Genomic DNA, 14429 nt, shown 5'->3' on the forward strand with positions numbered 1-14429 from the left:
GAGTGTGGCACATGGCATGATAGAGATATCAATGCTGCTAAGAACATCCTTGCGGTCGGGCTTGACCGTCTAGCTGTAGGAATCCCCTCGGTTTAGCGAGGGGAGGAGGTCAACAATATAGGTCGAATTAAAGCGATTTTAACTAAAATAAGGCTTATCAGCAGTCATTGACTATCGGTTAATTACTGTAAAAGTATTTTAAACAGCATAAGAGCACCTTAAGAGGAACGACTGTTGTCAGTAATGTCTAATAGCTTTATCTTACGGGTTAAAGTATTGCGTCCCCAACCTAGCAAATCAGCCGCTTCGCCTTTTCGGCCTTTGGTATGTTCTAAGGCCACTTTGATTAATACTTTTTCAAATTCGGGAGTAGCCAGTTGTAAAATTTCGGTTTCACCTTGGCTTAAAGCAGTAGTGGCCCAAGTCTGCAGCTGGCTTTGCCAGTCAATAGGTGGATTATGAAGCGACGCCGCAGTAGGCAAATTTACTGCCGTTGGGCTACTAGAGCTATTAGATAGGTTGCTAGGAACCTGTAAGTTTGAGGATGGAGGCTCACTAGCTGGTGTGGTGTTTCCATTTACTGCGGGCAGTGTTGACGGGTTGTTTTCAGTGTCATGTAACGGCTGAACGGTTGGCCTCTGTTGATCTGTTAAATAGCGTTGGGCAAATTCAGTAAGATCAGGCGGTAAATCTTCAATACCTAATACTTCGCCCGTTGCCATCACGGTAATCCAGCGGCAGGCATTTTCCAATTGACGCACGTTACCTGGCCAATTAAAGGCTTGCATAATGTGCAGAGCTTCTGGCGATAGTTGTTTTTTATCAGTCTTCATTTCGGTAGCTGCTTTGCTCATAAAGAACTCAATCAGCTCAGGAATGTCATCAGGACGGGCGCGCAGTGGGGGTAGTGGCAGGCGAATCACATTGAGACGATAGAATAAGTCTTCACGGAATTTACCCTCTTTGACCAGCTGCTCTAGGTTCTGATGGGTAGCAGCAATGATACGGACATCTACTTTAATGGGCTTCTGTCCGCCCACTCGGAAAAACTCACCATTGGCCAGCACTCGCAGTAAACGGGTCTGAGTGCTAAAAGGCATGTCACCTATTTCATCTAAAAATAGCGTGCCGCCATCAGCTTGCTCAAAACGACCTTGACGCTGAGTGGTTGCTCCAGTAAACGCCCCTTTTTCATGACCAAACAGCTCAGACTCTATTAGCTCATGAGGAATGGCGGCCATGTTTAAGGCAATAAAAGGCTTTTTTTGACGCGGAGAGTTTTGGTGTAAAGCACCTGCTACAAGCTCTTTACCAGTACCAGACTCGCCAGTAATCAATACCGTAATTGGGGAAGAGGCAAGTCGTCCTATGGCGCGAAATACAGTCTGCATGGCGGCGGATTGACCAATAATGGGACTGGATTGCACGCCTTCAGGCTTTGAAGGTTTTGTTGCATTGGCTTTTGTGGCCTTGGTAGAAGCAGAATCAGCAGTCGTTGCTTTATTTTTTTTAAAGGTCACTGACGCATCAGCTTCAGGATTAGAGGCAACAACAGGCTTCTCTTCTGATTTGAGCGTTGAGGCTTTAGGATTAGTGCCAATGGCTTTTTTTACAATTGTGACCGCGTGATCTAAATCAAAGGGTTTGGGTAAATATTCAAATGCCCCGGTATCATAACTGTCTACTGCTGACTTCAAGTCGGAGTGAGCGGTCATAATGATAACCGGTAAGTCTGGAAAGTTTTTGTTCATCCACTGGCTAAAAGAAAGCCCATCCATCATCGGCATGCGGATGTCGGTTAAAATAACATCGGGCAGACGGGCTTGATTCTTATGGTCATTCAATATGTCATTTAACTTCGCCCAAGCGCCTTTGGCATTGCTAAAAGCCTGTACTTCAAGTCCAGCATCCTGAAAAGTATCTTCTAAGATTAATCTTAAGGCAGGATCATCGTCGATTAGCCACAGGCTGTGTTTAATTATCATGCTATATATTCCATTTTTTATGAATGTGGTTCAGTTATAGAAGCTGCTTTTTATGAGGATGTTTTGGGCTTATATCACGACTATTATTGGGGGTGAAGGTTGCTTAGCTGTAAGGGTAGATAGACATTAAAGTGGGTGTCTCCAGGCTGAGAGCTGACCTCAATCGCCCCTTCATGACGGTGTATGATTTCTTGTACTAGAGCCAGTCCTAATCCAGTACCATTCGCCCTCCCGGTCACTAACGGAAAAAATATCCGTTCGATTAAATCATCAGCAATACCGGCGCCATTGTCTTGAATACTGACTCGAATTACTTGGCGGTGGTGCTGAGCACCAATGGTATATTGATGCTCAATCCGAGTAATTAGAGTTAATTGAGGTTGATATTCAGCCTGTAACAATGTCGTATCTTGCTCTGACAATGCTTCACAGGCATTATTTACTAGGTTTAAAAATACCTGAATAAGTTGATTTTTATCAGCGGTAATCTCCGGCAGCGACAAATCATAATCTCTTTTGATAGTAACCTGTGGGTACTGAGACTGGATTAGTAGTAACACATGCTCTAAAGGCTCATGTATATTCACCGATTGCCACTCCGGTAGTTGATTTGAGCCAAGTAGCTGCTCAATAAGCTTAGTTAAGCGGTCCGTTTCACTGATAACGATACCGGCATAGGTGGTTAGTTTTTTGGCATCGACTAAAACAGTATTCTCACCATTATTGGTGGCTTCAGAAGGGTGTTGAGTTTGCTGAATTAATAGCTGGGCCGCTCCTCGGATACCCGCCAACGGGTTTTTTACCTCATGAGCAACAGAGCGCAGCATTTCTCTGGAAACATCATGTTGCTCTTGTAGCCTCTGTTCTTTATCTAACCGGCTTTGACGGTCTCCTTGCCATATCTCAATCAAGTAATAAGAGCCACTTTCCTGATTCATCGGAGTCACACTGTAATGTACATGTAGCGGCTGGTTGACTCCTCGGATGTGGCGACTGTACTCAATAAAAGGCTGTAAATACTCTTTGGCATTATGAAACTGCAATTCTAGCTTGTCTCTTGATGCCTCTACACAAGATTTGTTCTCTGAAAGCTGAGCCTTAGGGTCTGTTGATTGGTTTAAACTTTCGCTTTCAGCAGTAATGACTTTGGTTTCACTCATAGTGGGTATTAATAAGTCTAAAATGCTAAGCCCTATTAAGCGCGATTTGCTTACTAAAAGTAGCTGCTCAGTTTGGCTGTTGACCCATTGAATGGTCAAATCTTCAGCTACCCAAATGACACCGGTATACAGGTTTTGTAATAAGGAGAGGGCTTGTAACGGCTTCATATGAGATATTTTTCCAGAGTCAAGGCGGCAAGTTTAAAGCTGCAAGAATAGTACCAAGCTAGATGGCCTATTAAATAGGCGATGTAGTTTTATTTTTAGGCCAAGCTGTCGAGCTCCTAACGTTATAGAAACGACTAATCCAATAATATGACCTAAATAAGTGCATAAACTAAGGTATTTGATACATTTTAGGGCAAAAAATACCAAAAAATGTATTTTTTTGCGATTAGTGGGTAGTGAGTGAGAAAATATGCACCATACAAGTTGAACTTATCTTCATAAAACCAGCTGATTAAGGCAGGGTAGGATAAAGTTAGGCATTCACTTAGTTTAATAAGAGGTGAAAAACATATGAATAACGCATTGGTGCTAGTATAGCGTTGCTAAAATTCGTACAATGCACATCAAATTTTAGTGTTTACACACTGCCTCGCAATTCATTCAATCTATCCTCTTTCAATTCACTACTCTTAAAAGTATTTGTCTATGCCAAGCAAAAATCCAGCGGATTCCGTTTCTATTTATGTGCCAGGTGCCTCAGTCGCCCCGGATGCAACTTCTCAAGGTGCTTATCACCATAAAGCCAACCACAATCAAAATCGCAGTATCGAGCAAAGTGGACAGCAAGCCAGTCAGCAAGAAACAGCGACAGGCTCTTCGGTTGCCCCAAAAGTGGGTTTCGTCTCTTTAGGGTGCCCAAAAGCGCTAGTAGACAGTGAGCGTATCATTACTGAATTGACCCGAGATGGCTATCGTGTGGCCTCAGATTATGAGGGTGCAGATTTGGTAGTGGTAAATACTTGCGGCTTTATTGAGTCCGCGGTACAAGAGTCTTTAGATGCCATCGGTGAAGCCATCAGTCAAAATGGTAAAGTGATTGTGACCGGGTGTTTGGGTAAAGATGCTGAGAAAATCCGTGATATGCACCCTGCTGTTCTTGCAGTAACGGGCGCTCACGCTTATGACGAAGTCATTACTGCAGTTTCAAAACATGCGCCAATGCCTCAAGCGATTAAAGATAAAAAAGCTTATGACCCCAAGATTGATCTGATTGATTTGGCAGGCGTGAAATTGACTCCAAGTCATTATGCTTACCTAAAAATATCAGAAGGCTGTAACCACCGCTGTACCTTCTGCATCATTCCAAACTTACGCGGTGATTTGGTCTCTCGTCCCATTGACGAGGTGATGAATGAAGCGATGGCCCTGAAAAAAGCCGGAGTGAAAGAACTATTGGTTATTTCTCAGGATACCTCGGCTTATGGGGTGGATTTGAAGTATAAGACCACCTTCTGGAATGGTATGCCGCTCAAATCAAAGTTCTTTGATCTTTGTGAAGCACTGGCCAAAGTGGGTATTTGGGTGCGTCTACATTATGTATACCCTTATCCGCATGTCGATAAAGTGGTTGAGCTTATGGCGAAGCCAGGCGATCGTGGTGGTTTATTACCTTATCTCGATATTCCACTACAACATGCCAGTCCCAGTGTCTTAAAAGCAATGAAGCGTCCGGCACACAGTGAAAATACCTTAGCGCGTATCCAAAAATGGCGCGAGATTAACCCTGATATCGTGATTCGCTCAACCTTTGTGGTAGGCTTCCCTGGTGAAACCGAAGAAGACTTTGAATATCTTCTTCAGTGGTTGAAACAAGCTAAGCTTGACCGTGTCGGTTGTTTTACCTATTCAGAGATTGAGGGAGCAGTGGCCAATGACTTGCCCAATCCGGTGCCTGAAGAGGTGAAACAGCAGCGCTACGAGCGATTTATGGCGGTACAGCAGCAGATCTCTGAGCAGAAGTTACAAGAGAAAGTGGGTAAAACCATGACGGTATTGGTCGATGAGATTGATAACGAGGACTTTATTGCCATTTGTCGCAGTTACGCCGATGCGCCAGAGATTGATGGTCACGTTTATGTCGATGATATTGTACAAAACGGTCAGGTTGCTTTAAAAGTAGGGGATATGATCACTGTAACCATCGACGAAGCCAGTGAGTATGACTTATTTGCTTCTTATACCGGCTAGCAAATTTCTTCAGGGATAATGATTTTGAAAGCAAAGGACGGCCTTAGTATCAAAATAGAACTATAAGCAGATAGCGTTTTTTGGTAAACTTTACCGAATTTAGCTTAATTTTTAGTTAGTTTTTTATTTAGCTATTTATTTCATCTTAGCTGTGCTTAATCATTGGGTCATAATTTATGGTCAAACTAATTAAAGGTTAGCCAGGTTAAGAGAAAAATAAATTAGTGCAAACAATATAGCAAGGTGCCTTATGTCTGATAAAAACCCGCAGTACTCACGTATTTTACTTAAGCTATCTGGAGAAGCCTTAGCTGGCGGACAGGGTATGGGGATTGATACTTCTGTACTGGATAAGATGAGCCTAGCCATCGCTCATTTATGTGGTTTAGGAGTGCAAGTAGGTATCGTTGTTGGCGGTGGTAACTTATATCGCGGCAGTCAACTACAAAAAGAAGGCTTGGTGGGCCGAGTAACCGGGGACCAAATGGGGATGCTGGCCACAGTTATGAATGGTTTGGCAATGCGGGATGCTCTAGAGCGCCGTAATATCAATACCCGCTTGATGTCAGCCTTACCTATCGGTGAAGTTACCGAGAGTTACAGTAGCAGAAACGCCATTCGTTACCTGAAAAATGGCGATGTGTGTATCTTCGTGGCAGGAACAGGTAACCCATTTTTCACCACTGATACAGCAGCTTGTCTACGCGGTATTGAAATTGAAGCTGGCGTTATCCTTAAGGCGACCAAAGTAGACGGAGTCTACGACAAAGACCCAAGTATCCATGATGATGCCAAAAAATATGATGCTTTAACTTTCGATGAAGTTTTAGAGCAAAAACTAGGCGTTATGGACTTAACAGCGATTGCTCTATGCCGTGAGCACAACGTTCCTTTACAAGTATTTGATATGAATAAACCCAACTCGTTATTAAACGTTATTATGGGTCAAAATGAAGGCACAAAAGTCTTTCACTAGTTGTTTCTACCAGACTAGCTACTCGAATACGACTAGTTATGGCCATAAGAGTGGCGCGACATTTATAGCATGGTATTGTTAAGCGATTATCTATTGTTAACTGATTATAGAGTAAGGAAAAAATTATGATTAATGACATTAAAAAAGACGGCGAAGAGCGTATGAAAAAATCTCTAGAAGCATTGGAAAATGCTTTTAGTAAAGTACGTACCGGCCGTGCTCACCCAGGTATGTTATCTGGCGTGATGGTAAACTACTATGGCGCAGATACTCCGCTTAACCAAGTGGCCAGTGTCAACGTTGAAGATTCTCGCACTTTATTGGTTCAACCATTTGAACGTTCAATGGTGCAAGCAGTAGACAAAGCGATTCGTGAAGCGGACTTGGGCTTAAACCCAATGACTGCAGACGTGATCCGTGTTCCTATGCCAGCCTTAACCGAAGAAACTCGCCGTGATATGCAAAAACTTGCGCGTGGTGAGGCAGAAAACAGCCGCGTTTCAGTGCGTAATATTCGCCGCGATATGATGAATGATGTAAAAGACTTGGCGAAAGAAAAAGAAATCAGTGAAGACGAAGAGCGCCGTGCCAGTGATGATATCCAAAAGCTAACCGATAAATACATTGCTTCTATCGACAGTAAGCTTGAAGCCAAAGAAAAAGAGCTAATGGAAGTATAAGACTGATTATAGGCTGAACAAGCCAATCAGTAATAAGTCAGTGAGCCCTATCAAGCCTAGTCTGCTATCCCTCAGTATTCTATATTTAGGGCTGGCAGGCTAGGTTTGAATCATAAGGTTTTATTAAGTCTGTATTACAATACCTCGTCAATAAATACAGACTAATAAGACCAAAACCTACCCAAAACATTAGATAAAGACTATTATGACTGAGCCACAAACCTCAAACGCTTACGATTCCTTGCCTGTTCCCCCAGTGTTACCTAAACACATTGCCATAATTATGGATGGCAATAACCGCTATGCTAAAGCGCATGGTATGGCCAAAGGTCAGGGCCATATTGCGGGTAAAGAGTCTTTAGACCCTTTGGTAGAGTATTGTGTGGCTACGGGCATTGAGGTGTTGACTGTTTTTGCCTTCTCAAGTGAGAACTGGCAACGTCCAGCCTATGAAGTGGCCCTACTGATGCGACTGCTTTCTGCGACCATCAGTGAACAGTTGCGGCGTATGAAAAAATACAATATTTGCTTAAGATTCATTGGGGATAGAAGCCAGTTAAGTCCAGAATTACAGCAACAGATGGCCGATGCTGAAGCAGAGACAGCGGATCATAAGGCAATGACTTTGGTGATTGCTATCAGTTATGGTGGGCAGTGGGATATTGCCAATGCCGCACAGCAACTCGCTAAAAAAATTGAACAAGGCGAGATGAGCGCCGAGCAGTTAACGGTTGAAGCCTTAAGCGGTCAAGTTCAGCTGGCGGATTTGGCGGATGTAGATATGCTTATCCGTACCGGTGGTGAATACCGAATTTCAAACTTCTTATTATGGCAATCAGCCTATGCTGAGTTATTTTTCACCAATACTTTATGGCCAGATTTCGCTGCCAAAGAGTTAAATGAGATGATGTTTGAATTCTCACGTCGTCAGCGCCGATTTGGTAAAACCAGTGAACAAATTGAGTCAGAAACGTAGGGCTTGGGTTTCACAAGCACGTTTCTTTAAATTACATGAATAAAAATAAAAGAGGGTGCCTAGTATGTGGATACGCATTAAGACGGCTTTAATCTTGGTCTTGATTGTGGGAGTCGCACTATTTGCTAGTGATACGCCTTATCTGTTCATCCCTTTATTGGCCACTGGGATAGTAATAGCTTCCCATGAGTGGACCAAGCTAATGCCAAAGTGGCGTGCCCCCTCTTTATTTGTGGTATTGGTGTTTGCCGTTACCATGACTACCTTACTGCTTCCTGTCACCTGGCCTGCTTGGTGGGCTGCTGCTATCGTCATTTGGTTAATGGCATTGTCTTGGGTCACTAAATTCCCTACCTCCACAAACTGGTATGGCCAGCGCTTATCGGTAATGGGTATTGTTATTTTAACTGCGGCCATTAGCGCCATGTTCTATCTGTGGCAATTGTCTGCCTGGTGGTTGATGTATGTGTTCTTACTGGTCTGGTGTGCCGATAGTGGGGCGTACTTTGTGGGTCGTAAGTTCGGTAAACGTAAAATGTCTCCTAATGTTTCCCCCAACAAGAGTGTGGAAGGTCTAATGGGAGGGCTAGCAACCGGACTGGCCGTGGTAATAGGCATCAGCTTATTTAAGCTTGAATACACGGGTATGCAGCTGGTTTTATTTGTTCTACTGTCTTTGGTGACTATCTTAGCCTCAGTACTGGGTGACTTATTTGAGTCTATGCTGAAGCGTCGTGCAGGGGTCAAAGACTCTGGTACTATTTTACCAGGGCATGGTGGCGTATTAGATCGCATTGATTCTTTATTATCCGCCACGCCAATTTTTGCTTTGGGTTTTTGGGCCTTACAGTACTTTGGCTTTATAACGATATAGATTAAACCAATATCACTTAGAGCAGCATATATTTAGCTTTAAGTTATTAATTTTAAAAAATACCCATCCTCATTATTATTTTATATAAAAACTAGCAATGGTTTAAAAGGTAAGTTATGACCCAACGCATCGCTGTCCTCGGCGCCACCGGATCTATTGGCGACAGTACTTTATCAATATTGGCTGACCATCCCCAACATTATCAGGTTTATGCGCTATCAGGTCATGGTCGATTGGATAAGCTCTTTGAGCTGTGCCAGCAGTTTCAACCGAGTAGAGTGGCTGTGCCTGAAGACAAGGTGGATGAGTTTGCTTCACGATTACAGCAAGCCAACCTCGTCTGTGATGTGGTAGGGGGGCAAGCGGGTCTAGACGATATCGCAGCAGATGCTGAGGTTGATACCGTGGTGGCTGCCATTGTGGGTGCGGCAGGACTGGCCTCAACCCTAACCGCTGCCAAGGCGGGTAAGCGTATTTTGTTAGCGAACAAAGAGGCTTTGGTCATGGCCGGCAGTCTGATGATGCAGGCAGTTCGAGACAATGGAGCTACCTTATTGCCTTTAGATTCAGAACACAATGCCATCTTCCAGTGTCTGCCTGCTGAAGTACAGCAAAAAAATACCCATATTCATAATGCTTGCTACGGTATCAAAAAGCTGTGGCTGACGGCTTCTGGTGGCCCTTTTTTACACAAAAGCTGGGAGCAGATGCAGGCTGCTAGCGTCAGTGAGGCGGTTAAGCACCCTAACTGGTCTATGGGTCAGAAAATATCAGTAGACTCTGCAACCATGATGAATAAAGGACTTGAGCTGATTGAAGCCTGTCATTTATTTGATCTGGACGAGTCGCAAATTAATGTGGTTATCCATCCACAAAGTATCATCCATTCGATGGTTGAATACTGCGACGGCAGCTTCTTAGCGCAAATGGGCAGCCCCGATATGCGTACCCCAATTGCTCATGCTTTGGCCTATCCAAATCGTATTAGTGCTGGCGTTAAATCTTTAGATTTATATCAATTATCAGCACTGGAATTTATTAAGCCTGATTTACAGAAATTTGCTTGTCTAAAATTAGCCAGAGAAGCCATGCAGTCTGGGCAGGCAGCGACCATTGCCTTAAACGCGGCCAATGAAGTTGCAGTAGAGGCGTTTATAAAAGAGCAAGTTTCTTTAACCGATATTGCCTTGATTAATGGCCGAGTATTGGACACTATGCATCAGCAAGATTCTGTTACATCTAATAAAAAAGATGAGACAGATAGCTTTAGTGGTGGTATTAAAACCTTAGAGGATATTTTAACCATAGACAAATTAGCTAGGATTCAAGCTCAACGAGAGGTAGAAAAATGTCGCAGTTAATGACATTGGCTCTATTCCTCCTTGCTTTTGCGGCTATTTTAGGCCCATTAGTAGCACTACACGAGTGGGGGCACTATATTGTGGCCCGATTGTGTGGGGTTAAGGTGCTGACTTATTCCATCGGCTTTGGCCCTAAGCTTGCCAGTTGGACCAATAAAAAGACCGGCACCGATTATCGCATCTCCGCCTTACCGCTAGGCGGTTATGTGAAGATGCTTGATGAGCGAGAAGGGTCAGTGGCTGAAGAAGAGAAGCATCTGGCTTTTAACAATCAGCATCCCTTGAAGAAGATCGCCATTGTTGCCGCCGGCCCCTTGATGAACTTCGTCATTGCTATCGCCTTATTTTGGGTACTGTTTTTGGTGCCAAGCGAGCAGCTAAACACCCGTATTGGGTCAATTTTGCCTGAGACACCAGCAGCCACAGTGAATCTACCCAAAGGGGATAAAATTGTTGCGGTTGATGGTCATAAAGTACAGACCTGGGAAGAGATTAACTATCGTCTGGCTGATCGTATGGGAGAGACGGGTACCGTTTCTCTTGCGCTGCAAAAAGTAGCAGAAAACCCAGAAGACTCAGCCAACATTTCGGCCACTGAAAAAGGCTCGTCAGTTTATGCTCAGAGCAGTGAAGTGGCTGTTCCTATTAATAACTTCATGCAGGGCACACAATCTGGCAAAGACACCTTAACCAGCTTAGGAGTATTGCCTTGGCAACCCAAAGTTGAGCCGGTGATAGGTCAGTTATCAGAAGAAGGGGCTGCTATACGTCAGGGCATGAAGGTCGGTGATAAGATTGTTGCTATTAATGGTGAGCCGGTAGATGACTGGTTAATCGTCACGCGTATTATCAGGGACAATCCTGAAACCTTGCTTAATTTCACAGTGGTTAGAAAAAATGAGCAAGGTCAAAGCCGTGAAGTTCAGTTGCAAATTATGCCTCAGGGTAAAAAAGGTCCAGCGGGTCAGCAGTATGGTCAGATCGGGGTGGGGATTGCTCCTATTGAGATTGTGGTACCAGAAGACTACAAAACGATGGTATCCTACGACCCTATAACTGCTATCGGTAAAGCTTTTGCCAAAACCGGTCAACTGGCGACGATGACCCTGAACTCGATGGGTAAAATGATCACAGGTAAAGTGGGATTAGACAACCTATCAGGTCCGATCACAATTGCAGTTATCAGTAAGCAAAGCTTCGAGATTAGCTGGGAGCAAGTATTGGCCAATGCCGGTATTATTAGCTTAAGCCTTGCCGTATTGAACTTATTGCCCATTCCTGTTTTAGATGGGGGGCATTTATTATATTATTTTATAGAGTTGATTCGAGGCCGACCTGTCTCAGAAAGAATGCAGATTGTTGGCTTTAATATTGGCTTCCTGCTGCTTCTTGGTTTTATGATTTTGGCCATAACTAATGACTTTAGTCGTTATTTTTAAACAAAAATACTGGATTTTATTAATTTAATAGCTTTAAATAGTTGCTTGTATCTAAAAATAGGGGCGTCTCGTCCCCTAAGGTCAAGATTTTTTATAATAATCTTGATAATGACCTAAAATTATTTTGGATTAACCTAATAGGTTTAATCTGCTAATAGATTAAAAGTGAGGCGGTATTTCGGGTTGGTACTCGAGATAGGCATAACACCAAGCCCCGCCTTTTACTTTTATAAAATAGACATAAGCTCACTAATTCACTATAAGCATAGTGAAAGACAAATTATTAAACCCTCTTACTTTTAGCACGTTCTTTGAATCACGGATTGTATGTATGCAAACGTCTTTATTTAAAATGTCACAACTAATAGCAGTGCCTGCATTTGCAGCAATTATGGCCGTATCGGCGCAAGCAGCGGATGCTGTAGTAACCGACGTCCAATTTGTGGGTCTGCAACGTTTAACTCCGGAAAGCTTATATCCTTTGCTTACTACCAATGTGGGTGAGACGGCTACCGATCAAGATTTAGCTAACAGTATCCAAGCTTTATATGCCACTGGTGACTTCGCTAACATTCAAGCTAAAAACGAAAATGGGCGTTTGACTTATTATGTAGTAGAGCGCCCTATCGTTGCTGAAGTGAACTTCGAAGGCAACAAGCTTATTCCAAAAGAGGGCTTAGAAGAAGGTCTTAAATACGCCGGTATTTCTGTCGGTAGAGTTTTAAAGCAGTCAACGGTGCAAAACGTGGCTAACGAGCTCCAACAGCAGTATATAGGCCAAGGTTACTACAACAGTGATATCGAAGTGGATCAACAGCTGTTAGACGGTAACCGCGTGAAGCTGACAGTGCGCTTCATTGAAGGTAAAGCTGCTAAAGTGGTTGATATTAACGTTATCGGTAACAAGCATTTTAGTGATGAAGACATCAAAGATGTGTTTGCGGTGAAAGAAACTTCTTGGACCCGTCTGCTTTCTAAGTCAGACCGCTATGCGAAAGAGAAATTAGCAGCTAGCTTAGAGAACCTAAAGTCAATGTATATGAACGAAGGCTTCGTTAACTTTAGTGTTGATAATGCCATTTTGAATATCAATGACTCAAAAGACAAAGTGTTTATTGAAGTAAGCGTGACCGAGGGGGAGCAGTATAAGTTTGGTGAGACCAACTTCTTAGGTAACCCAAATTATGATAAACAACAGCTGGCACAAAGTATCTCCTTCAAGCCAGGTGAGCAGTTCTCTCAAGCCAAATTAGAAGCTTCTACTAGTGCCCTAAAAAATCAATATGGCGATGATGGCTATTATTTTGCCCAAGTTCGTCCTGTTCCTCGCATTAATGATGAGAGCAAAACGGTAGACATCGATTACTTTATCGATCCTGCCCGTCCTGTCTATGTGCGCCGTATTAACTTTACCGGCAACACGAAGACTGAAGATGAGGTGTTACGCCGTGAGATGCGTCAGTTGGAAGGGGCGTTGGCTTCTAGTGAGAAAATTCAAAACTCACGTGTGCGCCTAATGCGTACTGGTTTTTTCAAAGCGGTTAATGTTGATGTTAAGCCAGTTCCAAATACACCAGACCAAGTGGATGTCAACATCAGTGTTGAAGAGCAGCCTTCAGGGAGTTCAACCATCGCTGCCGGTTACTCGCAAAGTGGCGGGGTAACTTTCCAGCTTGATTTCAGCCAAAGAAACTTCATGGGAACGGGTAACCGCGTTAATGCCGCTTTAGCTCGTTCTCAAACTCGTGATTCATATAGTTTAGGTTTCACCGATCCTTACTTCACTGAAAATGGGGTATCACAAGGTATTAGTGGTTACTATAGAAAAACCAAACTTGATGATCGTAACGTTAGTGAATACGTTTTGGATTCTTATGGTGCTAATTTAAACTATAGTTATCCAATTGATGAAACCAAGCGTATTAGTGCGGGCTTTAACTACGACAATACAGAAGTAAAAGGCGGACGCTATTTAGGTCTTTCTAACGCCTATGACCTGTTAAAAGAAGATGGCACCTATGATAAGGACAACTCTTCTTATCAGTTCAATAATGACTACAATACCTATAACCTTGAATTAGGGTGGGAGTACAATACGCTAGATCGTCCCGTGTTCCCTACTAAAGGGATGAGCCATACGGTTAATGCTACTTTAGGGTTTGGTGATCAGACTTACCAGAAGCTAATCTATAGAGGTAACTATTACTATCCTTTAGCGAAAGATTTCGTTGCTCGTGGCTATGCTAAGCTGGGTTATGGTAATGACCTGCCTTTCTATGAAAACTTCTATGCTGGGGGTTATGGCTCGGTTCGAGGTTATGAGTCTTCTAGTCTAGGTCCTATTTCTCCATCTTTCTCAAACTTAGATGACGAAAATCAGTATAAGTTCTACGAAGAGGTGGGTGGTAACGCTTTGGCAACCGTTGGTGCGGAACTGATTCTACCTATGCCATTCAAAGGCGATTGGGCAGATCAAGTACGGCCGGTGTTATTCGTAGAAGGTGGTCAAGTATTTGATACCACCGATAAAGAAGACAAAGTAGTGAAGTTTGATAAAAACACTGGTAAGTTTACTGAGACTGCTGATGGTACGCCGTTATTAACTCAAGACAATGACTTCAGATACAGTGCCGGTGCGGGTATTACTTGGTTTACCCCGATTGGCCCTATCTCTTTAAGCTATGCTAAGCCATTTGGTGATAAAGAGGGTGATAAGACTGAAGAAGTACAATTCCAGATTGGTAGTACGTTCTAGTTTATCGCTAGTTAGTCGACAGCTAAT

10 protein-coding genes and 1 pseudogene are annotated in these 14429 nt (G+C 43.3%); 9 read left to right on the top strand and 2 right to left on the bottom strand.

Translation table 11 applies throughout. From position 1 onward, the window contains the following. Positions 1–96: pseudogene (locus A1019T_RS04670) on the top strand (RNA-guided endonuclease TnpB family protein); the annotation flags it as partial. Between the two features lie 122 nt (positions 97–218). Here the strand turns inward: A1019T_RS04670 and A1019T_RS04675 are convergent. Together A1019T_RS04675 and A1019T_RS04680 are read right to left on the bottom strand one after the other, a co-directional pair. Beyond that, a complete protein-coding gene (locus A1019T_RS04675; RefSeq protein ID WP_077450637.1) occupies positions 219–1985 on the bottom strand; it encodes a sigma 54-interacting transcriptional regulator in 1767 nt (588 codons plus the stop codon). Between the two features lie 83 nt (positions 1986–2068). After that, positions 2069–3313, bottom strand: coding sequence for a two-component system sensor histidine kinase NtrB (locus A1019T_RS04680; RefSeq protein WP_077450638.1), 1245 nt, complete (start codon positions 3311–3313; stop codon positions 2069–2071). A 486-nt stretch (positions 3314–3799) separates the two neighbouring features. Here A1019T_RS04680 and rimO point away from each other — a divergent pair, with 486 nt between their 5' ends. The 8 genes from rimO (at position 3800) to bamA (ending at position 14402) form a co-directional block, all read left to right on the top strand. Further along, positions 3800–5341: a 30S ribosomal protein S12 methylthiotransferase RimO gene (gene rimO, locus A1019T_RS04685; protein ID WP_077450639.1), complete on the top strand. Its 1542-nt coding sequence runs from the start codon at positions 3800–3802 to the stop codon at positions 5339–5341. A 250-nt stretch (positions 5342–5591) separates the two neighbouring features. Continuing rightward, entirely contained in the window at positions 5592–6317 is a 726-nt protein-coding gene (pyrH, locus tag A1019T_RS04690; protein WP_077450640.1) for a UMP kinase, read from the top strand. Positions 6318–6442: 125 nt separating this feature from the next. Then, on the top strand, positions 6443–6997 hold the full coding sequence (gene frr, locus A1019T_RS04695; protein ID WP_077450641.1) for a ribosome recycling factor: 555 nt from the start codon (positions 6443–6445) through the stop codon (positions 6995–6997). 205 nt (positions 6998–7202) lie between these two features. Then, a complete protein-coding gene (uppS, locus tag A1019T_RS04700) occupies positions 7203–7973 on the top strand; it encodes a polyprenyl diphosphate synthase (protein ID WP_077450642.1) in 771 nt (256 codons plus the stop codon). A gap of 64 nt (positions 7974–8037) precedes the next feature. Then, positions 8038–8847, top strand: a complete 810-nt coding sequence (locus tag A1019T_RS04705; protein ID WP_077450643.1) for a phosphatidate cytidylyltransferase — start codon at positions 8038–8040, stop codon at positions 8845–8847. A gap of 116 nt (positions 8848–8963) precedes the next feature. Next, positions 8964–10208 carry a 1-deoxy-D-xylulose-5-phosphate reductoisomerase gene (gene ispC / locus A1019T_RS04710; RefSeq protein WP_077450644.1) on the top strand — a complete coding sequence of 415 codons (1245 nt, stop codon included), beginning with the start codon at positions 8964–8966 and terminating at the stop codon, positions 10206–10208. After that, positions 10208–11647, top strand: coding sequence for an RIP metalloprotease RseP (rseP, locus tag A1019T_RS04715; RefSeq protein ID WP_077450657.1), 1440 nt, complete (start codon positions 10208–10210; stop codon positions 11645–11647). Before ispC ends, rseP begins: the two co-directional genes overlap by 1 nt. 331 nt (positions 11648–11978) lie before the next feature. Continuing rightward, complete coding sequence (bamA, locus tag A1019T_RS04720) at positions 11979–14402, top strand: outer membrane protein assembly factor BamA (RefSeq protein WP_077450645.1); 2424 nt, start codon at positions 11979–11981, stop codon at positions 14400–14402. The last annotated feature ends 27 nt before the right edge of the window (positions 14403–14429 follow it).

The organism is Psychrobacter piechaudii, assembly GCF_900162825.1.
In the GTDB taxonomy this organism is placed as follows: Bacteria; Pseudomonadota; Gammaproteobacteria; order Pseudomonadales; family Moraxellaceae; genus Psychrobacter; species Psychrobacter piechaudii.